General features: G+C 55.2%; 18 protein-coding genes. 11 read left to right on the forward strand and 7 right to left on the reverse strand.

From position 1 onward, the window contains the following. Nucleotides 1-650 precede the first annotated feature (650 nt). Nucleotides 651-4,862 carry a carbohydrate-binding domain-containing protein gene (locus FF011L_RS23985; RefSeq protein WP_145354475.1) on the forward strand — a complete coding sequence of 1,404 codons (4,212 nt, stop codon included), beginning with the start codon at nucleotides 651-653 and terminating at the stop codon, nucleotides 4,860-4,862. 46 nt (nucleotides 4,863-4,908) lie between these two features. Here the strand turns inward: FF011L_RS23985 and FF011L_RS23990 are convergent, their stop codons facing one another. Beyond that, a complete protein-coding gene (locus FF011L_RS23990) occupies nucleotides 4,909-5,901 on the reverse strand; it encodes a DUF368 domain-containing protein (RefSeq protein ID WP_145354476.1) in 993 nt (330 codons plus the stop codon). A 166-nt stretch (nucleotides 5,902-6,067) separates the two neighbouring features. Here FF011L_RS23990 and FF011L_RS23995 point away from each other — a divergent pair, with 166 nt between their 5' ends. The 4 genes from FF011L_RS23995 to egtB all read left to right on the forward strand — a co-directional run bounded on the left by FF011L_RS23995 (nucleotide 6,068) and on the right by egtB (nucleotide 9,744). Beyond that, nucleotides 6,068-6,838: an undecaprenyl-diphosphate phosphatase gene (locus FF011L_RS23995; protein ID WP_145354477.1), complete on the forward strand. Its 771-nt coding sequence runs from the start codon at nucleotides 6,068-6,070 to the stop codon at nucleotides 6,836-6,838. Between the two features lie 228 nt (nucleotides 6,839-7,066). After that, the gene (egtD, locus tag FF011L_RS24000; protein WP_145354478.1) at nucleotides 7,067-8,032 is read left to right on the forward strand and encodes an L-histidine N(alpha)-methyltransferase; all 966 of its coding nucleotides are present in this window, start codon (nucleotides 7,067-7,069) and stop codon (nucleotides 8,030-8,032) included. Between the two features lie 114 nt (nucleotides 8,033-8,146). Beyond that, nucleotides 8,147-8,428: a DUF427 domain-containing protein gene (locus FF011L_RS24005; RefSeq protein WP_218932851.1), complete on the forward strand. Its 282-nt coding sequence runs from the start codon at nucleotides 8,147-8,149 to the stop codon at nucleotides 8,426-8,428. After that, on the forward strand, nucleotides 8,425-9,744 hold the full coding sequence (gene egtB, locus FF011L_RS24010) for an ergothioneine biosynthesis protein EgtB (RefSeq protein ID WP_145354480.1): 1,320 nt from the start codon (nucleotides 8,425-8,427) through the stop codon (nucleotides 9,742-9,744). The genes FF011L_RS24005 and egtB overlap by 4 nt, the downstream gene beginning before the upstream one ends. Nucleotides 9,745-9,849: 105 nt before the next feature. Here the strand turns inward: egtB and FF011L_RS24015 are convergent, their stop codons facing one another. Next, on the reverse strand, nucleotides 9,850-10,194 hold the full coding sequence (locus tag FF011L_RS24015) for a hypothetical protein (RefSeq protein WP_145354481.1): 345 nt from the start codon (nucleotides 10,192-10,194) through the stop codon (nucleotides 9,850-9,852). A 218-nt stretch (nucleotides 10,195-10,412) separates the two neighbouring features. Between FF011L_RS24015 and FF011L_RS24020 the strand changes: the two genes are divergently transcribed. The 4 genes from FF011L_RS24020 to FF011L_RS24035 all read left to right on the forward strand — a co-directional run bounded on the left by FF011L_RS24020 (nucleotide 10,413) and on the right by FF011L_RS24035 (nucleotide 16,286). Further along, nucleotides 10,413-11,039, forward strand: a complete 627-nt coding sequence (locus tag FF011L_RS24020) for a sigma-70 RNA polymerase sigma factor region 4 domain-containing protein (RefSeq protein ID WP_145354482.1) — start codon at nucleotides 10,413-10,415, stop codon at nucleotides 11,037-11,039. 3 nt (nucleotides 11,040-11,042) lie between these two features. Next, nucleotides 11,043-11,903 carry an ABC transporter permease gene (locus FF011L_RS24025; protein WP_246109598.1) on the forward strand — a complete coding sequence of 287 codons (861 nt, stop codon included), beginning with the start codon at nucleotides 11,043-11,045 and terminating at the stop codon, nucleotides 11,901-11,903. 791 nt (nucleotides 11,904-12,694) lie between these two features. Then, entirely contained in the window at nucleotides 12,695-14,644 is a 1,950-nt protein-coding gene (locus FF011L_RS24030; RefSeq protein WP_145354483.1) for an ABC transporter ATP-binding protein, read from the forward strand. A gap of 352 nt (nucleotides 14,645-14,996) precedes the next feature. Next, on the forward strand, nucleotides 14,997-16,286 hold the full coding sequence (locus FF011L_RS24035) for a PQQ-like beta-propeller repeat protein (protein ID WP_145354484.1): 1,290 nt from the start codon (nucleotides 14,997-14,999) through the stop codon (nucleotides 16,284-16,286). A gap of 17 nt (nucleotides 16,287-16,303) precedes the next feature. On the opposite strand, the gene FF011L_RS24040 is transcribed toward FF011L_RS24035, so the two are convergent. Beyond that, entirely contained in the window at nucleotides 16,304-17,074 is a 771-nt protein-coding gene (locus FF011L_RS24040; protein WP_145354485.1) for an acyltransferase family protein, read from the reverse strand. A gap of 676 nt (nucleotides 17,075-17,750) precedes the next feature. Between FF011L_RS24040 and FF011L_RS24045 the strand changes: the two genes are divergently transcribed. Beyond that, nucleotides 17,751-19,163: a DUF1598 domain-containing protein gene (locus FF011L_RS24045; RefSeq protein WP_145354486.1), complete on the forward strand. Its 1,413-nt coding sequence runs from the start codon at nucleotides 17,751-17,753 to the stop codon at nucleotides 19,161-19,163. A 396-nt stretch (nucleotides 19,164-19,559) separates the two neighbouring features. On the opposite strand, the gene FF011L_RS24050 is transcribed toward FF011L_RS24045, so the two are convergent. Continuing rightward, nucleotides 19,560-20,195, reverse strand: a complete 636-nt coding sequence (locus FF011L_RS24050) for a response regulator transcription factor (RefSeq protein ID WP_145354487.1) — start codon at nucleotides 20,193-20,195, stop codon at nucleotides 19,560-19,562. Nucleotides 20,196-20,448: 253 nt separating this feature from the next. Here FF011L_RS24050 and FF011L_RS24055 point away from each other — a divergent pair, with 253 nt between their 5' ends. Next, complete coding sequence (locus FF011L_RS24055) at nucleotides 20,449-21,903, forward strand: sigma-54-dependent transcriptional regulator (RefSeq protein WP_145354488.1); 1,455 nt, start codon at nucleotides 20,449-20,451, stop codon at nucleotides 21,901-21,903. A gap of 183 nt (nucleotides 21,904-22,086) precedes the next feature. Here FF011L_RS24055 and FF011L_RS24060 read toward each other — a convergent pair whose 3' ends face one another. The 3 genes from FF011L_RS24060 to FF011L_RS24070 all read right to left on the reverse strand — a co-directional run bounded on the left by FF011L_RS24060 (nucleotide 22,087) and on the right by FF011L_RS24070 (nucleotide 25,572). Next, a complete protein-coding gene (locus FF011L_RS24060) occupies nucleotides 22,087-23,049 on the reverse strand; it encodes a glycosyltransferase family 10 domain-containing protein (protein WP_145354489.1) in 963 nt (320 codons plus the stop codon). A 102-nt stretch (nucleotides 23,050-23,151) separates the two neighbouring features. After that, the gene (locus FF011L_RS24065; protein WP_145354490.1) at nucleotides 23,152-24,432 is read right to left on the reverse strand and encodes a DegT/DnrJ/EryC1/StrS family aminotransferase; all 1,281 of its coding nucleotides are present in this window, start codon (nucleotides 24,430-24,432) and stop codon (nucleotides 23,152-23,154) included. Nucleotides 24,433-24,615: 183 nt separating this feature from the next. Further along, nucleotides 24,616-25,572 carry a GDP-L-fucose synthase family protein gene (locus FF011L_RS24070; protein ID WP_246109599.1) on the reverse strand — a complete coding sequence of 319 codons (957 nt, stop codon included), beginning with the start codon at nucleotides 25,570-25,572 and terminating at the stop codon, nucleotides 24,616-24,618. Nucleotides 25,573-25,643 lie beyond the last annotated feature (71 nt).

Consider the following 25,643-nt stretch of genomic DNA (forward strand, 5'->3'; position numbering starts at 1 on the left):
CCAGAACCATCCGCCGGAGCTGTATCGCTATCGCTCTTTGATCCGGCCTACTTTTATCATCCCCGACAAACTGGCATGGGGCCGATTCCGCACGAAGGGATGTAGGCCGGATCGAGGAGCAATAGCGACGAAGCTCCGGCAATCAAGGAGCCAGAACCATCCGCCGGAGCTGTATCGCTATCGCTCTTTGATCCGGCCTACTTTTATCATGCCCGACAAACTGGCATGGGGCCGATTCCGCACGAAGGGATGTAGGCCGGATCAAGGAGCAATAGCGACAAAGCTCCGGCGATCAAGGATTGCCAGAACCATCCGCCGGAGCTGTATCGCTATCGCTCTTTGATCCGGCCTACTTTTGTCATCCCCGACAAACTGGCATGGCGCCGATTCCGCACGAAGGGTTGTAGGCCGGATCAAGGAGCGATAGCGACGAAGCTCCGGCAATCAAGGAGCCAGAACCATCCGCCGGAGCTGTATCGCACTGCGTCCCCTCGTCGGTTTACCCGGCAGGAACGAAAGATTTGAAATTAGAAGCGGCTACGAAGCAATTCGGAGGTATCTTCCTCCCCCCCCTTTTCGCTTGCAACGCTGCACAACACGAATTATCGTCGGGACCGGTTCACCCTCTCACTGAAATCGGTATTTTCGGCATGTTTCGTTTTTCCCGCCTCCTCCGCAAATCCCTTCAAAAAAACAGCCGTTCGGCTCCCAAACGACTGGCTCCTGCCTGGGAAACCTGCGAATTAGAACCTCGAGTGATGCTGGCCGGCGACGCCGGAGCGGTTGTTGCCGATGCTGCTACCGCACCCGCCGCCGAAATGGCCGAGCGGACTCCGGGCACTCCCTCGGCCGCCGCAAACGACGCCGTTTCCGATGTTTCCAGCGGCGTCACATCAACAGCATCCAGCCTTCTGTTTGTCGATTCCAACGTTGCCGATTTCTCGCAATTGACCGACCAGGTCGGCTTGAAAACCGAAGTCATTTTGCTCGATTCGGCGCGTGATGGCTTGGACCAAATATCGGAAATCCTGGCCAGGCGATCGAACATCTCCTCGATCCATTTATTGACCCACGGCCAAGCTGGACAGATCGAACTGGCAGGTCAAACGATCGATCGGACGACGCTTGAAAATCGCTCCAACCAGTTGCAAAAATGGGCCAACGCATTGACCCCCGATGCGGACATTTTGCTGTATGGATGCCACACAGGCGCCGATCAAGTGGGTGCCCAGTTTGTTCGCCGAATGGCTAATCTAACGGGCGCCGATGTGGCAGCCTCCAACGATATGACAGGGCACAAAAATTCAGGCGGTGACTGGGAACTGGAACAACAGACCGGCTCGATCGAAACGTCAATCGCTTTCGCCGCGACCGCAACGGAAACCTATCAAGGGGTCCTGCCCATCAGCATCCGAGCCGCTGGGGCAACGGGCGAAGAACAGATGTCGCTACAAATCGATGGTGTCACTGTCCAAACATGGAATAACATTGGCGGCGATTTCGATGCGGGCGAATTCGAAACCTATACCTTCGACCCCGGTGAAAGCATTGCGTCCGACCGAATCCGGGTCACTTTCAACAATGACATCTACGAGGAAAATGGAACGGACCGGAACCTCCGTGTTGACAGCATCACCGTCGACGGACAAACGCTCCAGACCGAAGACCCTTCGGTCTATTCCACGGGCACATGGAAAGCGGAAGATGGCATCGCCCCAGGGTTTCGAGAAAGTGAAATCCTGCATGCCAACGGCTACTTTCAATTCGGCCAAGCGGCAACCATCGGATCGCGAATCACGATCGATGCCGCCGGATCGACCGGCGAAGAAACAATGGAACTGCGGATCGACGGACAAACCGTTCAGACCTGGCAAAATGTTAGCGGCGACCCTGACAATCGGAACTTCAATACCTACGAATACTTCGCTTCGGAAACCGTCACTGCCGATCGAATCCAAGTCGCTTTCACGAACGATTTATACGACCCCAATGGAATCGATCGCAATCTAGTTGTCGATAAAATCCAGGTCGACGCGATCGAGTACGAAGCCGAAGCCCCCGAGGTCTTTTCCACAGGATCATGGAAACCAGAAGACGGCGTCCAACCAGGATTTCGAGAGAGTGAATTCCTGAACTCCAATGGCTATCTGCAGTTTGCCGCAGACGACACTTCAGGCCCTCGTTCAACGATTCGCATCTTTGCGGCCGGGACCACCAACAGCGAACAGATGTCTCTTCAGATCAATGGCGTGTCATGGCAATCGTGGGACAATATCGGCGGCGATGCGACCACGGGTGATTTTGTTGCCTACACCTACCAAGCTGAAGGAGTCGTATCGGCTGACAACGTGCGAGTCGCGTTTACCAACGACTTGCTGGACGGAGACTTTGATCGCAACCTCCGCGTCGACCGAATTGAAATTGACGGGGTTGTCTTTCAGACCGAAGCCCCCAACGTATTTTCGACCGGCACTTGGTTACCGGAAGATGGACTGGTCGAAGGGTACCGCGAGAACGAATTCCTCCATACCGACGGGTACTTTCAGTATGCAGCGGCACCTGACAATCCTGGTGTCATCGCCCTCTCGGGAAGTGTTCTAACCGCCAGTGAAACCGACACAGAAGTGGCGATCACCGTCCTTCGCAGCGGGGGAAGCGACGGCCTGAGCACTGTCGATTTCAGCACATTGGATGGGACCGCGATCGCCGGTGAAGACTACCTACCACAAAGCGGAACGCTGACCTTTGAACCGGGACAGACCGAAAAAACGATTTTGGTTTCAATCCTGAATGACAGCCTTGCGGAAGGGAATGAGACGTTCAATTTCGCCATCGACAACATCAACGGCGGAGCCACTCTGCTGGCACCGCGAACGGCTACCGTGACCATCGCCGATGACGATACCATCCTTCCCGCCTACACCGATTTCAGTAGCCTCGCCGGGCTGACATTAAATGAAGATGCGGTCACCAGCAACAATGAACTGCTGATCACAACCGCAACCCGAGCCGAAGAAGGGTCGGCCTTCTTCAATGCTCCGTTGCCGATCAATGTTGACACCTCTTTTCAAACTCAGTTTCAGTTCAAACTAGACGGCGGGCAACAGTCTTTAGGAGCCGATGGATTCACATTTGTGCTCCAGAATGATCCGCGTGGCGTGAACGCATTGGGTCCCGGTGGGGGCGACCTAGCGTACACGGGAATCGTCAATAGTTTGGCGATTAAATTTGACACCTATCAAAATGACGGAGAAATCAACAACAATCACATCTCCGTTGTAACGAACGGCGACATTGCCAACCCGCTGGAAACGCGTATCCCTTTGCTTGACATCAACAATGGCGACATCGTCAATACGTGGATCGAGTACAACGGAAACACCAATCAACTGGCCGTTTACGTTTCCGATTCCACGGTAAAACCAGAACAACCTCTGATTGTCTCCAGCATCGACCTGCCCGCTCTGGTCGGGTCGCAGGCCTACATGGGATTCACCGCTGCAACGGGTGGTTCCTACAATAACCATCGCATTCTGAACTGGAATGTAAACCTGGAAACGCCCTCCGACATTCTGCCACCGACGCCGGGATCGACGCTCGTTGGCGAAACCCTTTTCGCGGAGCTGAACCAACCGACAGATATCGACTGGAACCCGGACGGGACCAACATGTATATCTCGGAGAAATCGGGACTGATCAAGGTTTCTCGAAATGGAGAACTGCAAGCGACTCCATTTGTCGACATCCGAAACCAGGTTAACGACACCCGCGACCGCGGCTTGCTAGATATCGCCGTCCACCCTGATTTCGAAAACAATCCTTACGTCTACTTGCTGTACACCTACGATCCACCCGAGGTTTACGACAATTCCGGACATAGCTTGGCCGGTCCAGACAAAAATGGAAACCGAGCGGGTCGCTTGATTCGGGTGACCGCCGATGCGTCGACCAACTACACCACGGCCGTCGCGGGAAGCGAAGTCATCCTATTGGGCGCGAATAGTACCTGGGACAACTTCAATGGATTCGCCAACAGCACCTCCGACTTTAACGAACCACCTGCCGGGATCCTCCCGGACGGTTCCAATGTGCAAGATTTTATCGCCAGTGATAGTGAATCGCACACCGTAGGTTCGTTGGCGTTTGGAGCGGACGGAAATCTGTTTGTTTCGATCGGTGATGGGGCCAGCTACAACCGAGTCGACCCGCGGGCCGTCCGCGTCCAAGACATCGACAATCTCTCTGGCAAAATCTTGCGAATCGATCCACTGACCGGAGCCGGCCTGAGCGACAACCCTTTCTTTGACGTCAGCGATGCCAACGCAAACCGGTCCAAGGTCTACCAACTGGGGCTTCGCAATCCCTTCCGAATCACCGTCGCCCCCAATAGTGGCGACCTGTTTGTCGGTGACGTTGGCTGGACCAAATGGGAAGAAATCAATTCCGCAGCGGCCGGAGCCAATTTCGGTTGGCCCTATTATGAAGGTGGCAGCGGAACCAGCGTGCAAACCAACGGCTACAAAGACCTAGCCGAAGCGATTGCGTTTTATAACAGCGGAGAAATTGTCACCCCGTCGCAGTTTGCGTTGAACCACGGAGCCGACGGAATCAATGCGATTGTCCTTGGAGCGGTCTACAGCGGCGACGTCTACCCAGAAGAGTACCAAGGCGACTTATTCTTCAATGACTTGGGCCAAGGCTTGGTCCGCAACGCCAGCCTGGACGTCGACGGAAACGTCATCAATGTGCAGAACTTCACCACCGATGCCGGCGTGGTCGTGTCGATTCAGCAAGGCCCCGATGGGACGTTGCACTACGTCGATCTAGATGACGGATTGATCGGACATTGGTACTTCGCCTAAACCACAACCCTGAAACGAATCGCGTCGATCCTAAATCTCCTTGGGTTTAGGAGGCCTGTTTTCTTTGGCCAAATTTCTCGAATGCCAGGACGGCGAAAAAGGCGGCGGCCGCTAGGCAAATCAAACCGGCGATCGAACCTTCCCATGCGGCCGGAGGAACCAATTCCCAGGTCCGCTGGGAAAACTTCTCGGCGGCGGTCTCCGCGGTCGCTTGCTGCAGCGGCCACAATTTCCGCAGCGATCCCAACATCAATCCCAACAACATCGCAAACGTTGCTCCGGGGCGATGGTCTAACAACCAACGCAGGATTCGGCTGAACAAGGCCAAACCGGTCAAGCATCCACAGCCAAACATCACCAGCTGTAAAAAACCGGGCATCGTGATTTCTCTTGCGACAAAAGCTTTGATCTGCTCCATGATCGGCTGGTAGGCGCCCAGCAGCAACAACACGAAGGCCCCACTGATTCCTGGCAAAATCATCGCACAGATCGAGATCATGCCCGCGAAAAAGATGAATCCTAGCGACGTATCACTACCCGCCGCGGTCAGGCAACTTAATTGGTACGCTCCGGCCGCCCCGGCAATCAACAAACACCCTCGCTGGATGTTCCACGTGCCGATCTCTTTGGCAACGATCACGCTGCTGCCCAAAATCAGGCCGAAAAAGACAGCAAACGTTTCGGCCATCCGGTGATCCAGCAACCAATGCATCAGGCTGGCCAGCGAGAGAATTCCGCCAGCGATACCGATCGCTAAACCGATCAAGAACCTCAAATCACAATGTTCGCCAACCGCCCGCCAGCGGCGTTCCCGCAGCAGAGCAAGCGCCGTCGGATCGAAGTGACTGATCGCCGTCACCAGCCGCTGGTAATGGCCAAGAACCAATGCGACCGTCCCACCACTGACCCCGGGAACCGTGTCGGCGGCTCCCATGCAGTAACCGCGCAGCACGTTCATTCCATCGGAGTGCCAAGAAACTGCGGGAGAAGCCTTGACCGTACTTCCTTCAGCCACGGGATCGATTGTCGAGAGATTCATAAAGATGGGTCGTAATAAACGAAAACGAAAATTTTTCTTCAGTCCTTCGCGATCACCATTGACGTAGCCTTTTCGTTCGAAAAACGCTACTGTTCGGCTTCTAACCAGCGGAACCTCTGCGAACCGCTAGCTTCCCACCGTCTTTGTTTTGCGGGATTTGTTTCCGATGCCCTGGTATCACGTCGTCATCTTAGCCATTGTCCAAGGAATTGCCGAGTTCCTTCCGATCAGTTCTTCGGGCCACTTGGTTCTGCTGGGCGCATTGATGGAAATCAAAGACGAATCGGCATCGCTGGAAATCATCCTGCACACCGGAACCCTGGCGTCGATCCTGGTTGTCTACTGGAAACGCATCCTGGCGATGCTAAAGTCCGACGCTCGGGTGATTCCCTTGTTGGTGATCGGAACCATCCCTGCGGCGGTTGTCGGCCTGACGATCAAAAGTCAGTTTCCCGAATTGCTTAAGAACCCGCTGCTTGCCGGCTGCATGCTGCTGGTAACCGGCTGCCTCTTGATTTTGCTCCCCTGCATTCCTGTTGGAAAAACCGCATACCAAGGACTCTCTTGGCGAAACAGTTTGCTGGTCGGCTGCTTCCAAGCCGTTGCCATTCTCCCCGGGATCAGCCGAAGTGGATCGACGATTGTCGGAGGCCGTTTATTGGGTTTAAAAAACGATGACGCGGTAACGTTCTCGTTTCTGTTAGCCATTCCCGCGATCATGGGTGCAACGGTGCTGGCGCTGAAAGATCTAATCAAAGAACCACCAAGCGGCGAAAATATCGGGATTCTAGCGATCGGAGCCCTGGTTTCCTTTGTCGTCGGGTTCTTCGCCCTCCACTGGATGATCAGGTGGAGTCGCCAAGGTCGGCTGGACTGGTTTGCCTACTGGTGCATCCCCGTCGGCCTAATCTCCATCGCCTACTGGGCCTTCGCATAACTCCCAACTCCCAACTCCCAACTCCCAACTCCCAACTCCCAACTCCCAACTCCCAACTCCGTGTCTCCGTGTCTCCGTGTCTCCGTGTCTCCGTGTCTCCCCCCAACCCCACCGCCCCTGGTCAAGCCGATACCATAAAAGAAACAGCCAATCCCGCGGATCGCCCTCCCCAAGCCTGATCATTCGCGGCAAAACGTCACAACCTTATAAGTAAGGACGTAAAACCCGATGAACCGACAGCTTGCAACCGACGCCGTCCGTGACATCTTTCGGCTCGACGTCCTCAGCGGGTTGTCAAAGAAAAACAAGTCGCTCCCCTGCAAGTATCTGTATGACGAACGCGGTTCGCAACTGTTCGACCGGATCTGTGAAACCGACGAATACTATCCGACCCGCACCGAACTCCAGATCATGGAAGAGAATGCGGATTCGATTGCGAATCAGATTGGCGAACGGGTGATGCTGGTCGAATACGGCAGCGGCAGCAGCATCAAAACAGTCAAATTGCTTGAATCGTTACGGGATCCGGCCGCCTACGTCCCGGTCGACATCTCTGAGGAACATCTGCTGCGAACGGCCGAAAACCTCCGGTCGGCTTTCCCTGACATTGCCGTCCTGCCGGTGGTTGCCGATTTCACTCAGCCATTTGAACTGCCAAAGACGGGATGTGATTTCTCGCACATTGCGTTGTATTTCCCGGGTTCTACCATCGGCAACTTCACGCCCGCGGCCGCCGGCGAACTGCTGGAATTCATGTCGTCCATGCTTGGCGACCATGGCGGACTACTGATCGGAATCGACTTACAGAAATCCCCCGCCGTGATCGAAGCGGCCTACAACGACGCTTTGGGAGTGACCTCTGAATTTAGCCTGAACCTGCTGAAACGAATCAATTCAGAACTGGATGGAAATTTTGATTTGGATCAGTTCAAACACAAGGCGGTTTACCAGTCAAACGAACATCGCATCAAAGTTTCGATCGTCAGCGGGCGAGCCCAAACGGTCATGATCGCCGGACAGGAATTTGATTTCGAAGAGGGGGAAGAGATCCTGACCGAGTATTCGCACAAATACACGATAGACGGCTTCGCAGACTTCGCGGCACAGTATGGATTTTCGCTACATAAACACTGGACCGATCCGAGACAGTACTTTGGGCTTCTGCACCTAGTCCTTGATGCCCCGTTACCGTAGTGGATCGTCCCAGGAACGTTTCCGGCTGACCAAACGTACCAAGCTGACCAAACGTTCCAAGCTGACCAAACGTTCCTTGCCAAACGACCTCCATTTCACCCCAGAGCAAAATTGATGAAAGCCATCTGGAACGGCAGCGTCATCGCGGAAAGTGAAGCGACCGAAATCGTGGAAGGGAACCACTATTTTCCTCCGGGATCCGTCAATCCGTCATTCCTGACAGAATCGACGAAAACGTCGACGTGCCCCTGGAAAGGGCTGGCGAACTATTACAACATTGTGGTGGACGGCAAAACAAACTCGGGTGCCGCGTGGTATTACGCGAACCCTCATTCCCAAGCTTCGCAAATCAAGGGGCATGTCGCCTTTTGGAAAGGTGTCGAAATTCAATCGTGAGCGAACCACTCACCCCCGCAGAATCAGACGGCGCGGCGTTGGCCAAAGCGTACTGCGACACGCGACAATTCACCCAACGGATCGTCCAGCCTCTCTCGGCTGAAGACTGTATGGTCCAATCGATGGACGACGTCAGTCCCACGCGTTGGCACCTGGCCCATACGACTTGGTTTTTCGAAACCTTTGCGCTGCGAGAGGAACCGGACTATCCGATCTACGACGAATGCTACAACTTTCTATTCAATTCGTACTACAACACGATCGGCCAGCAATTCAATCGATCACGTCGCGGCACGATCTCTCGGCCCGGCCTAGCCGACATTCAAAAATACCGCCAGCATGTCGATGCCGAAATCACAAAACGTCTGCAGTCACCGGAGTACGTCGCCCGTAAGCGTGCCATTTTGGAAGTCGGCATCCAACACGAACAGCAGCACCAAGAATTGATCCTGACCGACATCAAGCATGTTCTCTCGAGCAACCCAGTGCATCCCGTTTACCAGGACGTTCCGTTTGATCCATGCTGCAGTCCCCACCAAGATCACCCTATACGCATCGACGCAGGCCTTCACGAAATCGGGCACTGTGGAAACGGTTTTGCCTTCGACAACGAATCCCCACGGCACCCTATTTACCTTCCCGACGCCCAGCTATCGAATCGCTTGGTGACCTGTGGTGAATTCTTGGCGTTTATGGAAGAGGGCGGTTATCAGCGGCCTGAATTCTGGTTGTCCCTCGGCTGGAACACGGTGAATCAAGAACGCTGGCAGGCTCCGCTTTACTGGACAAAGCAGAACGACAAGTGGATGCAATTCACGCTGGCGGGACTTGTTCCGGTAAACCTGGACTGGCCCGTCTGTCATGTCAGCCTATTCGAAGCCGACGCGTTTGCGCGATGGTCTGGCAAGCGACTGCCAACCGAATTTGAATGGGAAATCGCCGCGACTCAGAACCTGCAGGATTCGGATTCCACAAAGCACGGTTCCAGCCCTGATCCCATTACCGACCCACCGTTTACCAATCCACCGTTTGCCGATCATCTGCTTGCGGATCAACGAGCGATCCATCCGACCCGCTCGCCAGCATCGCTTATGGGAAGTGTCTGGCAATGGACCAGCAGCAGCTACGCCGCCTACCCCGGCTACACTCCGGCCCCCGGGGCGATCGGAGAATACAACGGAAAATTCATGTGCAACCAATACGTCTTACGTGGCGGCAGCGTCGCGACGCACAGCACTCATATCCGCCCGACCTATCGGAACTTTTTCCCCGCCCAGACACGCTGGCAATTCACCGGCATACGGCTGGCCGAATAAGCGAGGCGGCGTGAAATCAATAAGTGACGGTTTCCGAGGCAGTCATGTCGGAACGCTCGCCAGAGCGTGGGCAGACTGCAACGGCGGTTTGCCAATGCGTTTGCTCTACTTTTCGACGCGTGGACCCACCGTCAGCACTTCCCAAGGCTTCGGGTACATGTACATCGGCTCAATTCGCCCGGCGTGATTGCGGTAGCTGCCGCGATGAACGTTCTCGTGCCAGCTCATCGCTCCCTGACTACTGGGGGCAATAATATAGGCGACTTTACCACCCAGATAGGTTGGCCTGTTATAGACCCGGCGGTGGGACGGCGGGAGTCGATTCCCGAGCGGCGGAATGGGATTAAAACGCTCTCCACCCGGCCGAATCGGCGGAGAATGCTCGTGCGGTGGGTGTCCCCAGGACGTGGAAAAGACCGCTAATGTGAGCATCAAAGCAATGATTCGCATGATTCCGCTTCCTTTTTGATCAGGGAGACTTGGCCGCCTGGCCCGCATAGCCATCTTTATCGGCGATTCCGGTCTTTGTCTGCCAATCGAACCGCCGAAGGTTCGGTCCTAACGATCTTACGTTTTCGCCTGGGCGAATCTCCCTTCTATTCGCTATAGTATTCCATCGTCCCCTTCTTGTTTCCCTACCATTAACAAGCGATTCTGCCCCCAAGCCGATGGCCCTTGACCCCCGCTACAAACCGATTTTAATCGCCATACTGGCTGCACTGGGAGGCTGTTTTGCCTCAGGCCCGGCACCTGGCGAATCGGTTTCCACGTCGGTTTCGGTCCCCTCCGCACAGCTGGAACAGCGTGCGATCGAGCAGATTCAGCGTTTTGGCACGACCAGTTTTCGCAATGCGGGGATGCCCGCATCGGAGTGGCGTGATTCCACGCAGCAATTGGTCGTGGAACTGCTCGAACGACTTCCCCGCCGCGACCTCGCCTCGCCGCTACCTCAGCAGCCCTCCGAGACTCGGCAGGAACTAAACCGAGCCGTTTGGCGGATCGTGAAACGCTGGAAACGCCAGCGCCGGCACCAATCCCTTTTCGTTGAAGAAGCCTACCAACAATCGGCGCACGATAACCGCCGCCGAAACCGTTGGACGCTGAAGGATCTTGAGCAACTGCCCGACACCCTTCTCACCGAACGGCAAACGAGTATCCTCAGACGCTTGAGCGAAGGGGAAAGTCCTCAGCAAATCGCAACCGCGCTGAACCTTGACCCACCGCAGGTCAGCCGGGAAAAGTACCTTGCCATTCACAAACTGCGTCGAGCCTGGCTCCGCAGCCAACAGGTTTAAATCGTGCCGACCCCACATCGTCCGCACTACGGCCGCGTCTTTTTGACGTTTGCAAGAAACAGTCTGATTCGAGACATGACGTTTCGGACCAACTTTATCTTCCAATGCATCAGCAGTGTCTCCTGGACGCTGATGAACATTGGCTTCTACATGATTATCTTTCAGTTCACCCGTTCGATTGGTGCGGACACCGGGTGGGAGAAGTACCACTTCTATATCTTCCTGGCGACCACCTGGCTGATCAACAGTTTGGTCCAAGCCTTTTTCATGCCCAACGCAGAAGAGTTCAGCGAACTGATTCGGACGGGGGGCCTTGATTTTGCGCTCTTAAAACCGATCGATACGCAGTTCTTGATTTCCTTTCGCCGCATCGACTGGAGCGCCCTGTCAAACTTTTTTGTCGGTTTGGCCCTGCTGTTCTGGGCGGTCTATCGACTGATGACCGATCCGGTGAACCCGATGACCTTTTCGCTCCTAGCAGCGTTTCTGTACGTGTTTTATATCGGCTGCGGGGCGCTGATCATGTACAGCCTGATGATCTGCCTGTCCGCCACAAGTGTCTGGCTAGGCCGCAACCAAACTCTCTATAACTTTTGGTTCTACATCACCAATTTCAGCCGTTATCCGATGGAAATCTATCAACGGAGCTGGGGCTGGTCGCTATGGGGGTTGTTCACGTTTGCAATCCCCGTCCTGGTGGTCGTGAATGTCCCCGCACGCATCCTAGCGCGCCCCCTCGATCCTCGAGCCTGGTGGGAAGTCCCGCTGGCCGTCTACGCCCTGTTCGCCACCGTGATCAGCTTGGCCGCCAGTCGCTGGATCTTCAAAAAGTCACTAGGCGCGTACCGCAGCGCAAGTTCCTAGCAAAAAAAGCAACGAGACTACCGTCGCCAGACGGTGGACCAGCGACCAGCGACCACGCCATCTACCTTCTTAGCGGAACGGCGCGAGCCGTCCGGCAATCGCATCGGAAACACAATGAACTTGCCGGTCGGCTTGTTGATTTAGTGATTGTCGCCTTTCGCTCGGGACGTGAAATGGGTTTGCAGCGGTGGACGAGTCTAAATGGGGCCGAGCGAACACGTAGCCCGGAGGGCGGCAGATACTTGCCGGCGGTGTTAGCCGCCGGAGTGGGTATCGCAAAAAGGAAAGCCCAGCGGGCGACAGAACCATACTTATCTGTCGCCCGCTGGGCTTTCATACGCACGCTAGGTTTCCGTTGGCTTACACCAACGGCAAGTATCTGCCGCCCGCTGGGCTAAAAGCATTGCACTCAGACTCCGATGGGCAGGGTTGAAATCGTCACCTATAAGCTTTACGCCCCGAGCGAAAGGCGACAATCTTTCTCCGCTTTCAATTAAATCAACAAGCCACTCGCGCCGATCCGCTAGGAAATCCGCACGCAGATGCCAAAGAAGATGGCGTGGGCCCGTACCACGCTCTGGTGAGCGTAGCCACAAAACTAGCTCTCGGGTGAGGAAATTACCAAACGGCCGTCCCTACTGGGGATTTAGCACTTTGCATTTTGCTATTCTCATTTTGCTATTTACAGTCTCTCACGCAGCTCGCGGAAACTCGCACTACGCAACACGACCAGCCTCCCCTCAAACTCCGTTACCCTTCCCTCCTCAGCTTCCCCTTCGTATCCTCTGAGGATGCCAAATACCCAACCATCACGCACTCGCTTCCGCGAGTATCGTCAACAGATCCGTCAGCGCAAGAGCTCCCCTTCGTCGCCTCATTCCAGTGAACCGGCGACAAAAATGGTCGGAGGCAAAGAGCGTCACGCGAGGAAACTGGGGAATCGCCAACGCGGCTTTTTTGAGCTGGTCGGCGCCTTCTGGTTCCTTGTTCGCGGCTATCGTTTATCGATCGTTCAGGCGATCCTGCTGATGGCCCTTTCGGTGGTCCTCAGCCTGATCCCGCCGGCGGGTACCAAATTGGCGATCGACTGCGTCTTGACCGACCCGCCGCGCCCACTTCCTGACTTCCTTCTTCAGCTGCCCCTTCCCGAATCCAAGATGGGGTTGCTGTTTGCGATCGCTGTCACGGTCACCGTCCTGACTCTGATCGCCACCATGATCCGCTTGGGTGGACGCTGGCTGGCAACCAAAGCGGTCAACCGAACGCAGGTATCGATTCGCAATCAAGTCTTCGAGCATGCCGTTCGCTTGCCACTGCACAAGGTTTATGACCTCAAAAGCGGCGGCGTGGCCAGCCTGATTCGTGAAGATGCAGGGGGCGTGTCCGACCTAATTTTCAGCATGCTTTACAATCCGGCTCGAGCGATCATTCAGTTCGTCGGCAGTTTGATCATTTTGATGTGGGTGGACTGGAAATTGATGCTGGGCGGGTTGGCTTTGCTGCCAGCGGTCTGGATCACGCACCGAACCTGGATCGCCCGAGTCCGACCACTGTTCCGCGATATCCGTCGCCAGCGACAACATATCGACAGCACGGCTACCGAAACCTTTGGTGGCATCCGAGTCGTCCGCACGTTTGCACGTGCCCGCAGCGAAGCGGCTCGCTTCGTTCGCGAGGGGGACTTCATGGTCCGCCAACAACTATTCACTTGGTGGTGGACGCGGATCATCGAAATCATCTGGGAAGTTCTTATCCCGTTGGCTTCGACGGGACTGCTGCTTTACGGTGGATATCAAATCATCAATGGGCAGCTCACCCTGGGAGACCTGATGATGTTCTTGGTCTACTTGACGATGCTGCTGGATCCGCTGGCGACGCTGGCCGGTAGTGCGGTCACATTCCAAAACAACTTGGCCGGGCTGGACCGAATCCTGGATGTGATGGAAATGGAACAGGAACTGCCGACCAATCCCGGCGCGATCGCGGTCGAACGCGCCAGCGTTCAAGGGACGCTTCTGCTGGACCAGGTTTCCTTCCGTTATCCCGACACCGAATCCGTAGTCTTGTCAAACATTCAGCTGGAAATTCCGGCGGGGCAAACCGTTGCATTGGTAGGGCGCAGCGGAGCCGGCAAGACGACTCTGACGAACCTGGTCGCTCGCTTTTACGATCCGACCGAAGGGACAATTCGGCTGGACGGACGCGATCTAAAAGACATCCAACTAGACAGCTATCGGCAGCTTCTAGGAATGGTCGAGCAGGACGTCTTTCTGTTCGACGGAACGATCGGCGAAAACATCGCTTACGCTCGCCGAGGTGCTGACCCGCAGGACATCCAAGCGGCCGCAGTTGCCGCCGCCGCCGACGAATTCATTGTTCGGCTTCCTAAAGGCTACGAAACCCTGATCGGCGAACGAGGCGTTAAACTATCCGGTGGTCAACGCCAACGAATTGCGATCGCCCGCGCGATCCTGGCAGATCCAAAAATACTGATCTTGGATGAAGCGACCAGCAATCTGGACAGCGAAAGCGAACGTTTGATCCAAAGCAGTCTGGAACATTTGTTGACCGACCGGACCGCTCTGGTGATCGCCCATCGCCTGAGCACGATCCGCAACGCAGACAAAATTGTCGTTCTGGAGGATGGACGAATCGTCGAATCCGGAACCCACGATGAACTGATCGCCAAAGGGTCGAAATACAGTCAAATGGTCGAACTACAAACCGAATTCCAACCTTAACAGCCCCCCCGTAGCAGCGGCTCTCGGGACGTGCGATAAAATAAGTCACGAGCAAGGTCGTGGGCAGCCGACATCCCAACCCGCTGCGTAAGCGAGGGACCGAAAGAACAACCCGCCATCCCTCGCATACGCGGCGGGTTGGGATTTTGATCTCTTGCCACACCACTGCAATCCACCAACTTATAAATCGCTCGTCCCCCAAGACGCTGGATTTTCGATTCTCGCACAGAATCGACTACGTGACCTTACCTTCAACGACATGCACAACGGTCTCCGCAAAAGTGTTGCAGAACAGCGATGCCCCTGTGTAAGACAAACCTACCTGCCCCTCTACACACGATAGGCTCTACCAATGCGTACCCTCCCTGCGTTCCTTTCCCTCTCTCTTGGTTTGCTTGTTTCCATTCCTAGCTGGTCGGCCGACGGTGACTGGCATCAATGGCGTGGCCCCAACCGGACCGGGCATGCCGCCCCTCAAGCATTGCTGCAAACCTGGCCCGCCGACGGACCTTCGGTGATCTGGTCCTTCGCCAACGCAGGCACGGGATACAGCAGCATGTCGATCGACAACGGTCAGCTGTTCACGATGGGGACGATCGATGACGAATGTGTCGTCCTCTGTTTGGACGCCAACAACGGCGAACTGAAATGGAAGCAGGCGATCAGTCGTGCCGCCAAAGAGGACGAGTACCTGCAGAAATGGGGCGGAGGCCCACGCAGCACCCCGACCGTCGATGGCGCTTCCATTTATGCCATCAGCGATATCGGCACGTTGGCGAAACTGGATCGCAAAACCGGCAAAGTGCAGTGGTCGGTCGACTTCCTTTCCCTGCCCGAAGCTCAAATCCCGAAATGGGGTTACGCCGAATCCGCACTCATCGATGGCGACCGAGTGGTTGTCACCCCAGGCGGCGAGAACTTCATGGTCGCTTTCGACAAAGAAACCGGCAAACAGGTTTGGACCAGCAAAGGGGTCAATGAAACGGCCGCTTACGCTTCGATCATCAAGCACACCTTCGACGATGTCACGTTCTACACCACCGCCGGCCCCGGCGGACTCTACGGGTTTGACACAACCTCCGGCGAACAGCTGTTCCATAGCCCGGTCACCGGCAACCCGACGGCCGTCATTCCAACTCCAATCGCCGACGGACCTCACGTCTATCACACGTCCGCTTACGGAGCTGGGAATGCTTTGCTGGAACTGAAATCGGATGCAAACGGCAAACTGACCGCCTCCCAGCAATACCACATCGACGAAAAGAGCATGCAGAACCATCACGGCGGAGTCGTCTTGGTGGACGGGGTGATCTACGGTTTCAGCAAATCCGACGGCGGACAATGGATGGCTCAAGACCTACAGTCCGGCGAAACCCTGTGGCAAGAACGCCTCCGCGGGAATCGCAGCGGATCGATCGCCTACGCCGATGGCCGTCTGTACTGCTACAACGATGGCGACGGAACCGTCTACCTGATCGAACCAAATCGTGACGGCTGGAAAGCGACCGGCGAATTAACGATCCCCGAAGAAACCGAACTGCCTCGAGGCAGCGGTGCCATCTGGACGCATCCCGTCATCGCGGGGCAAAAACTATACATCCGCGACCAAGACCGAATCTTCGCATTCGATATCGCAAGATAAATGCGAGAAACCGTGGATCAACGCATCGCGGCAGCGATTGCAAAAATCAGGTAATACTGCACGAGATAACACGTCAGCGGATACTGACCGATCGTCTCCAATCCTGCCACATGCCACTTCGGACGCTTTGCCGCCCAAGCAACCATCCCGGTTGCGGGCAAGATGAAGTAGCAGAGCATGTAAGAAACGCCTCCGGATTGCCCCATTCCCAGCCAGGCAACCCCCGAGGCCAACAGACAGCCACTGACAAGTGCAGCAAGCGTCCCATAACGTTCAAGAATCATTCCCTGCGCGACGAACGGGACGACCACCGACAAGGGATAATCCAACCATGCCGCCGTCGGATCGACCGAATAGAAGAACAACGCGAGGACCAACGCCACGAAATATCGACCGGTGACGACGGCCACCACGTAGGCCAGCGTCAAACTAGCCAGAATTTCTAGCTCCTGATACCAAGCATAAAAAGCGACATTGATCACGATCGTCGCGAGCACCAATTGGATAAACCGCTTCCTCGGCAGCAACGTCATCACGCGGCCGGTGAACGATCGGTCTTCAAACGCCGCGGGCAAAAAGTACCCCATCAAAACACAGAACAGCGGCATGCTCAGCCGAGTCCAAAACCGGACGGTGGAGTAATCGATACTGACATGCATCAATATTCCAGCAACGTGGTCAACGACCATTAACAAGATCGCAAACCCACGCAGCGTATCGAGTGCACGATTCCGCTGGCCAAACTGAGACATCAAAGCCAAGCGACTGGCAATCTGATTGGAACCCATCAGGGGCCTCGAACAAGAAGAACGTCAGAAAGACCGCAAACCTAGCACACCCACAGCGTCAGGCGAGACGGCAGTTTTTGTCGTTGAGTTGCTTGAAGGGCGGACGCGACGTAGGGCCGGGTTCCCACCGGCCAATCGCAAGCCATCGCGCGAGTCACAAACAGCCCGGAGGGCGACAGATACTTGCCGGCGGCGTGAGCCGCCGGGGAAGAACAAGCGGAAAGCAAAGCCCAGCGGGCGACAGAATTTATCCATCACCAATTCTGCCGCCCGCTGGGCTAAAAACCAAATCAACACAACCCGCTTCGCAGCAGATCAAATATCAGGCAGCCAGGCCGGACGGCTCGCGCCGTTCCGCTAAGAATTCAGCCCGCTGGGCTAAAACCAAATCAACACAAACCGATTTGCAGCAGGTCAAATTTCAGGCAGCTCGGCCGGACGGCTTGCGCCGATCCGCTAAGAAGCATTCGGACTCGAAAATGCCAGATCCGGCCTACGGACAGTCCCCAAAACCGGAAAATCTGCTACTTCAGGCCTTTTTTCACTTCTCCACTGGCAAGCGGGCAGGAAATTGTTGCCCGATCGCCAATCTCCAATTAAGCTCGGGGAAGGACTTTTCTGTTCCTGCTCCGATCCCTTTTTGGCTCAGATTCTTTTGACAAAGGCAAATCTTCCGATGCGACGCCGTCCGACCTTCGCACTCTTCGCCAAATCTGCCCTTTGTTGCTTGGTTGCACTCGCTGTAACCTGCTTCTCGACAACCGCAGAAGCGCAAGACGACAACAATAATAACGACAACAACAACGATACGAATGTATTCGTCCAACCTGTTGCTGGAGTCGAAGTGGACGCCACGGGTGTCCTTCGAGTTAAACACTTCGATCCACGACTTGCGATCGCACGTGCTCAAGCGGCGGTCCAGGCCCTTCCTGCCGACCTGAAAAAACCTTCCGAACTGCGAAAAATCTCGCTCAATCGCTTGGAAGCAGCCATCGAGAAAGCCGAAGGGGCCGACGATGTGATGCAAGCGATGGCCGGTTTGACGCGAATCGAGAACGTCTTTTTCTACCCCGAAACCAACGATGTGGTGATCGCCGGCCCGGCAGAACCCTTTGCCTCGGACGCCTCAGGGCGAGTCCGCGGAACGATCACAGGGCGACCTGTCATTCTCTTGGAAGATATGGTCACCGCCCTGCGAGCCTACGCTCCAGGCGATCGCCCCACCAACGTGATCAGCGTCTCGATCGACCCCACCGAAGAAGGCCTGAAACGACTGCAACAAGTCCTTCGAACCGTCCGCAGCGGCCTTCGTCCCGGCGATGCGGCTCGCCTAGCGATGACTCTGAAGAACAACCTTGGCCTGCAAAACGTGACAATTCAGGGAATCCCTGCCAACACCCACTTCGCTCAAGTACTGGTCGAAGCGGATTATCGAATGAAATTGATCGGGATTGGCCTTGAGCAACTTCCGATCCGCATGGCCAGCTACGTTGAACGAGCCAGCCCAACTCAAATCGCTTCGAATGCGATGGAACGTTGGTACTTTGTGCCCAATTATGACGGCGTCAAAGTCAGCCCCGACGGGCACGCCATGCAACTCAGCCAACATGGCGTCAAACTGGTTGGTGCAAACGAACGAGTCGCCGCCGATGGACAGCGAGTCGCTGCAGGCCGCGGCAACCGCGCCAGTGAAGCTTTCTGCAAAGACTTTACCGAGAAATACGACCAAATCGCAGCCGTTGCCCCTGTTTACGCTCAAATGCGAAACCTGATCGACGCTTCGATTGCCGCCGCCTACATCCAACAGCAGGACTTCCACACCCAAGCGGGTTGGCAGATGGAACTATTCGGCGACGAAGCCCGCTTCGCTGTCGAATCGCATCACTCGCCCGTCCAGGTAGAAACCGCCGTCAACGCGGTCTGGAAAGGAAACACACTAATGACGCCACTCGGTGGTGGAGTCAACGTGCAGCCTCGCAGTGCCCTCAGGAGCGATCGTAAAACGGTCGATTCCAGTGGTGAAACCGAAGCCAGCCGCCAAGCCCAAGCTCCACACCAGCTACAAGACGGCCAGTGGTGGTGGGACTGATCCGAGTATCACCTTTCGCTCGGGACGTGAAATTTACCGGTGACGTATTATCGGTCTGCCCATCCGAGCCTGAGTGCAGTGCTTTTAGCCCAGCGGGCGACAGACAAGAATGGTTCTGTCGCCCGCTGGGCTTTCCTTTTCGCGACACCCACGGTGGTTCTTGTAATCTGCCCACACTCTGGCGAGCGTAGCTACGTGACTGCCTCGGAAACCGTCACCAATCGACTTCACGTCCCCCACGAACGAACCGTAGCAACCAAATTCCCGTCACCTGACGGGAATTTTTTGGCGCCTTTCGCTCCACCAAAGAACGTTTTCTTGTGAGCATTCTTTCGCGGAACGAAAGGCGACATAGCAAGCCGCTCCGCTAAGAATGCTTTCCTCTGCTGCGGTTTTTTAGACGACGCCGAGCTTTACCGCTTGCACGGCCGCGTCGGTCCTGTCCGAAACGCTCCACTTGCGCAGTATGTTCTGGACGTGCTCTTTTACCGTTTCGACACTGATCTGAAGCGACAGCGCAATCTCTTTGTTGCTTAACCCCAGCGCGACGTGCCTCAAGACCTGCATTTCTCTTGCGGTCAGGGGCAATTCAGGATCGTCCGTTGACATCCCGCTTTTTCGCATCGTATCGCGAACTTTGCCAAACATGCCCTCTGCGGGGGGAGTTACCTGCAAACTGGCATGGCGGAGTGCCAGCAGCAATTCGTCGCGTGAGTCGCCCTTCAGCACGTAATCGCTTGCCCCCAAAGCGACCGATCGAGCGACATAGGTGGGATTCTCGTAACTGCTGATCATCACGTAACGCGCTTCGGGACAGACCTCGCGAAGCAGTGCAATCCCTGCAATCCCATCAACCTCCACCATCCGCACATCTAACAAAATCAAATCGGGCTGTACCGAATTTGATAGCTCCACGGCTTCTGCGACGCTGCCCACTGCCCCCACAATCTCGTAATCGTCCGCTTGAAGAAGCTCTCTCAAACCTACTCGGACGACCTCATGGTCGTCCACAATCAATAATTTAGGAATCATTACATCTCAAGAAGCAAAGAAAAGACCGCTGTCGGCGGCGTTCAAACAAATAAGAACCCAATCAATACAAATCGAAAAATCGGCACACCTTCCCCAAAACCACCCGTCTAGAGGGGACGTTGCGGTTCTTAAGGACCAGCACAAAACACTACGCGTTTTGACGAACGCTAAACCGCAACCTAAATCCTTATGTGCGATTTTTTTTCTCGCTGCCCTTATTTGCTTTATCCATTTCTTTTTGTCTGGCGTCACAATGCGGGATACCACTGCGATTTTATTGGTCGACGATGACCGATACCTAGCTGAATCGATGGCACTTTGGCTGGAAGAACAAGGGTATTTCGTTCAAACGGCCGGTTCGCTGCAGGCTGCAAAGCTAGCGATCCAAGCTCAAACGTTCGATTTGCTGATCACCGATTTGCGATTGGACGATGGCGATGGCTTCGATCTGATTGCCCACTCCAAAAAAGCGGCTCCCAGCTGCGAAATCCTGGTCGTTACGGGATACGCCACCCCTCAGACGGCCATCGATGCGGTCCGAGCCGGGGCATTTGACCTGCTGACCAAACCGCTGATCGACGAAGAACTAACACTCGCGATCGATCGCGCCCAATCCCAGCGATTGATCCAAACCGAAAACGAAAGCCTCAAACAGCAACTCGACCGCCGGTTCGGGATGGAGAACATCCTCAGCCACGACTACCGGATGCTCAAACTGTTTGATGTGGTCGATAACGTTGCCGATGCCAAAGCCTCCCTGCTGGTGACGGGCGAAAACGGAACCGGAAAATCGATGATCGCCCGCGCGATCCACCGTCGAGGCAACCGGCGCGACAAACCGTTCATCGAAGTCGCCTGCGGTGCGCTTCCTGACAACCTGCTTGAAAGCGAACTGTTTGGGCACGTTGCCGGAGCCTTTACAGGGGCGTCCAACAACAAGGTTGGCAAATTCAAATTGGCCGACGGTGGGACCATTTTCCTGGACGAAATCGGCACGGCCAGCCCGGCCATGCAGGTCAAACTCCTTCGCGTCCTGCAAGAATTGCAGTTCGAACCGCTCGGCGGCACCGAAACCGAAACGGTCGATGTCCGCGTAATCCTAGCGACCAATGAAGACCTCACGGCCAACGTGGCGGCCGGCACTTTTCGACAGGATTTGTACTACCGAATCAACGTCGTCAATATCGAACTACCTCCTCTGCGTGAACGCGTCGGCGACATCCCATTGCTCGTAAAACACTTTTTAGAAGTGTCGATGGAATCGTTGAATCGAAAAATTGAGGGTTTCGACAGTCAAGCAATGCAAGTCCTACAACGCTACTCATGGCCGGGCAACGTCCGCGAGCTGGAGAACATTGTCGAACGAGCTACCTTGCTCTCGCGATCTCCCGTCCTCACAACCGAAGATTTACCAGCCGATATGGTCCGCGGTGAAACCCCGACGCACTCGACCAGCCAACGCCCTGCCCCAACGGTCGCCGGCAATCGCTCCGCCTCCGAAATCGCCTACTCCATCAGCGAGGGACGAGTCGCCAGCCTAAGAGAAGCCCTAGAAGAACCAGAGCGTCAGATCATCCTGGAAACGCTACGCATGTTCCAGTGGAACCGAGCCGCCACAGCAGACGCACTAGAAATCAATCGAACAACGCTCTACAAAAAAATGAAACGACTAGGCCTAGACGATCCAAGACTCCAGTTCGCAAACTAGCAACCGGAATTCCCAACAAAACCCAAACAGCGCTCCTTCACTCCTTCACTCCTTCACTCCTTCACTCCCAAACGCAGCAGGCTAAATCAACAGGCAGCGAGGCCGGACGGCTCGCGCCGTTCCGCTAAGAAGAGGAAGACAGAATCAAAAATCGATACTCGATTTTTTGGCAAGCCACCACCACTAAGATGCGACTAAGCGATTCGTCTGCTGCCGACACCATAGCTTGAATCGGTTTTTTCGAGGCAACAATTCGACCTTCTTGGCGGGTGAATTCGTTTGCCTTTCACGGATCCACTGGACCATCAACGGGAAGAAATTGTGCTCATCCAGCACTCGTTGACGTTGTGTGATGACCGCCTCCGCAGCCTTGCGGTCGCGTTCTTCCTGAATCGCTTTTTGAATCTCTTCGATCGCTGCTTCGGGCTTGTGGATATCGATCGCGGTAAAAGCCTCTTCCGAAAAATAGTCACCGACGTTTTGGCATCCGTAATAAAACGGATAGGCACTCGCTAAGAACGCATCCGACAATTTCTCCGTCATGTAATTCGGAAGACGCTGATTCTCTAGCGCCAAATGAAATCGATATGGGGCAATCGCATCCCACTTATCGGCGATCTCGCGGAAGCCACGGCCGTACAGATGAAAGTCATCCCCGAGAGCTTCCTTTAACATCGAAACAAACCGCTGCCGCTGTACATGATCAGGGGTGATCGCCTTGGTCGATATCACCGCACTGATCAATCCGCTCTTTTCAGGCGCGGAATCCGCAATTTCGTCGTACCCCCAAGCCGCTCGCTCATCCTGGTCGCGGTCCACTCCGACGTGCCACGGATGGGCTTGGTGATAATCCAACCGACGTGGGTGGCGGACGGAATGACAGGTTATAAACCAACGGAACTGAGCGACAAAACACTCGCGATAACGTCGCAGCGCAGGCGGCTCTGCAGAAAAGAAATAGGTTTGATCCGGCGGGACATTCACCGTCATCCGCTCGGGAACCTCTTCATAAACCACCCACGCGTCACACGATTCAAGCGGTTCGTTGACCACAAACTGAAAATCTTCCCAGACACCCTTGCCACCAGGAGTCTGCCTGAGCAAGGGCCAATCGGGAAACGGAGTGGTCACTAGAACTCGAGGCATGGACTCTACTTCCTACAGAGGTAAATCAGTTCAAGACTTCCATCCAAACCCGAAAGGTCATGGGGTTCGTTCCGATTGGCGATCGTTTTACGACTCGCCCGCTTAAGCGACTTTGTGGATGGATGATGTCCGAGACACCTTGGCGATGCTGGCATCCAACGTCTCCAGCATCCGCTGGAACACCACGTCGTCGAACCCGGGGCTTAGCCCCAAGTAAAACCCGCGTTGATGGATCTGATCGGCTCCTCGATAGGCGGACGGATCAACATCGCCCAGGATTGCGGCGGCTGGCTGACGAGCCAGATTGCCTGCCACGATCGGACGGGTCTCAATCCCTTTCGATTCCAATTCCGTCGTCAGTTCGCCACGACGATCGGCCAAAGCTCCAGAAAGCATCACGGGCAATGCAAAAGGACTTCCTTCGCCGCCGCGTGGCACCTTGGGAGTCGACAGCCCTGGATGAGCCGCAACAAAGTCGTCGAAACGGGTGGCCAATTCACGGCGTCGATCATTCATCGCTGGCAGCTTGACCAACTGATGCATCCCAAATGCGGCCTGCAATTCAGTCGGTCGCAAATTGAATCCCCAATTCACGAACAGGTAACGAGAATCGATCGCTGGCGATGCGTCGGCAACCTGATTCTGCAATCCACGACTCCAGCCGTGCGCTCGCAGCACTCGCAGTTCGTCCGCCTGTTCCTCGCTGGTGCAGGTAACCATCCCTCCTTCCATCGTCGTCATGTGATGGGAAAAGAAGAAGCTAAAGCTGCCTCCCAGGCCAAACGTCCCGACATGCTGATCATCGAACTTCGCGCCCAATGCTTCGCAGCAATCCTCAATCAACAACAGATCGTGCTCATTGCAGAATGCACGGATCGCATCCATCGCACAGGGATTGCCCATCAAGTGAACGGCAAAGAAACATTTGGTACGCGGAGTCAAACGGCGTCGCATGTCGTCCAAATCGACGTTTAACGTCTGCGGATCAACATCGACCAATTCGACTTTTAACCCAGCCATCGCAATCGACCAGACCTGAGTCGGCCAAGTCACAACAGGCACCAAGACTTCGTCACCCGGCTGCAATTTTGGATTCAGTGGATTGACCAACTGATAAGCCAACAACAGATCGGCAGACGACCCACTGTTTACCATCACCGCGTCGGTGGCGCCAACGTAATCAGCAAACTGACGCTCGAAAGCTCGCGTTCGCTGGCCCATGGATGTCTGAAAATCGACCATGCACTCGATGGCTTCCCCGATCTCATCAACGCCGTAAGTCGGCATGGTCAGAGGAAACCAATACTTCGGATTGGACTGGGTCGCATCCGGAAGAGCGTCCTGCAACCAAGTCTGCATCGTCTGTCGTGTCGCGTCGTTCATCCCTGAAATTCTCAGTAAGAGTCCATTGTCAGGCCAAGCCTACGATGGGGCTGGCCACTAACTTGTCATCAATTTTGTAATCAACCGCTGCTGGAATGTGAGTCTTTCCAGTGTCGCCTTTCGCTCCGCGAAAGAACGTTTTCTTGTGAGCATTCTTTCGCGGAGCGAAAGGCGACAAACACCCTACTTATTTTTCACCAGTTCTCTGTATTCTTTGACGGTTCGCTGAATCCCTGTGTCCAAATCAACCTGAGCCTCAAAGCCGAGGGATTTCAGACGCGTGGTATCAGTACATTTTCGAGGCATCCCGTCGGGCTTGGTCACATCCCACTCGATGCGTCCTTGATACCCTGTCGCTGCAGCGATCCGAGTTGCCAATTCTGCGATCGACAGGTCGACACCGGTCCCCAAATTGACAATCTGACCATCGTCCGTCGATTCAAACAGGTACAGCATCCCGGCAACCACGTCATCAACATGGATGAATTCACGTCGAGCCGATCCGGTGCCCCACAGCGTGATCACCTCCACTCCCTGATCAACCGCGTCACAAAACCGGCGGACCAAAGCACTCAATACGTGGCTATTTTTCAGATCGAAATGGTCGCCCGTCCCATAGATATTGCACGGCATCGGCAGGACACACTGCATCCCGTACTGCTCACGATAAGCCTGAGCCAACCGGAGCGCCGCAATTTTGGAGAGGGCATACCCTTCGTTTGTCGGTTCCAGCGGACCGCTCAGCAACGCCTCTTCCTGCATCGGTTGCTCGCACGCGCGAGGATAGATACAGGTGCTACCCAGCAGGAGCAATTTTTCAACGCCAAATCGATGGCATGCGCTCAACTGATGGACGGCGATCCGCAGATTATTTTCAAGAAAGCCAACAGGATCGGCAACGTTTGCCGCAATCCCACCGACCTGAGCCGCCAACAAAAAAGCAAATTGCGGGCGATGTGCCTCAAACCAAGCATCCACACTCCTCGAATCACACAGATCCAGCTCATCACGGCCAGGCGTGAGAACGTCGGTGAAACCAGCACCTCGCAATGACTGCGCGAACTGGCCGCCCACCATTCCCGTGGCACCTGTCACCAGTATGCGATCGCTAAGTTCCATGGGAATTCCTTTTCCCGGCATTAATTTAAATCCATTGAGCCGGAATCATGAGTAATCCCCTCAAAAGCGTCAAGAGGAAACTGCAGGTTCCA

This window comes from Roseimaritima multifibrata, assembly GCF_007741495.1.
Classification (GTDB): Bacteria; Planctomycetota; Planctomycetia; order Pirellulales; family Pirellulaceae; genus Roseimaritima; species Roseimaritima multifibrata.

Bases quoted from the DNA above. Each gene is read 5' to 3' on its own strand.
- FF011L_RS23985 (WP_145354475.1), top strand. From the start codon at position 651: ATGTTTCGTTTTTCCCGCCTCCTCCGCAAATCCCTTCAAAAAAACAGC.
- FF011L_RS23990 (WP_145354476.1), bottom strand. From the start codon at position 5,901: ATGAATCTCTCGACAATCGATCCCGTGGCTGAAGGAAGTACGGTCAAG.
- FF011L_RS23995 (WP_145354477.1), top strand. From the start codon at position 6,068: ATGCCCTGGTATCACGTCGTCATCTTAGCCATTGTCCAAGGAATTGCC.
- egtD (WP_145354478.1), top strand. From the start codon at position 7,067: ATGAACCGACAGCTTGCAACCGACGCCGTCCGTGACATCTTTCGGCTC.
- FF011L_RS24005 (WP_218932851.1), top strand. From the start codon at position 8,147: ATGAAAGCCATCTGGAACGGCAGCGTCATCGCGGAAAGTGAAGCGACC.
- FF011L_RS24015 (WP_145354481.1), bottom strand. From the start codon at position 10,194: ATGCGAATCATTGCTTTGATGCTCACATTAGCGGTCTTTTCCACGTCC.
- FF011L_RS24020 (WP_145354482.1), top strand. From the start codon at position 10,413: ATGGCCCTTGACCCCCGCTACAAACCGATTTTAATCGCCATACTGGCT.
- FF011L_RS24030 (WP_145354483.1), top strand. From the start codon at position 12,695: ATGCCAAATACCCAACCATCACGCACTCGCTTCCGCGAGTATCGTCAA.
- FF011L_RS24035 (WP_145354484.1), top strand. From the start codon at position 14,997: ATGCGTACCCTCCCTGCGTTCCTTTCCCTCTCTCTTGGTTTGCTTGTT.
- FF011L_RS24040 (WP_145354485.1), bottom strand. From the start codon at position 17,074: ATGGGTTCCAATCAGATTGCCAGTCGCTTGGCTTTGATGTCTCAGTTT.
- FF011L_RS24045 (WP_145354486.1), top strand. From the start codon at position 17,751: ATGCGACGCCGTCCGACCTTCGCACTCTTCGCCAAATCTGCCCTTTGT.
- FF011L_RS24050 (WP_145354487.1), bottom strand. From the start codon at position 20,195: ATGATTCCTAAATTATTGATTGTGGACGACCATGAGGTCGTCCGAGTA.
- FF011L_RS24055 (WP_145354488.1), top strand. From the start codon at position 20,449: ATGCGGGATACCACTGCGATTTTATTGGTCGACGATGACCGATACCTA.
- FF011L_RS24060 (WP_145354489.1), bottom strand. From the start codon at position 23,049: ATGCCTCGAGTTCTAGTGACCACTCCGTTTCCCGATTGGCCCTTGCTC.
- FF011L_RS24065 (WP_145354490.1), bottom strand. From the start codon at position 24,432: ATGAACGACGCGACACGACAGACGATGCAGACTTGGTTGCAGGACGCT.
- FF011L_RS24070 (WP_246109599.1), bottom strand. From the start codon at position 25,572: ATGCCGGGAAAAGGAATTCCCATGGAACTTAGCGATCGCATACTGGTG.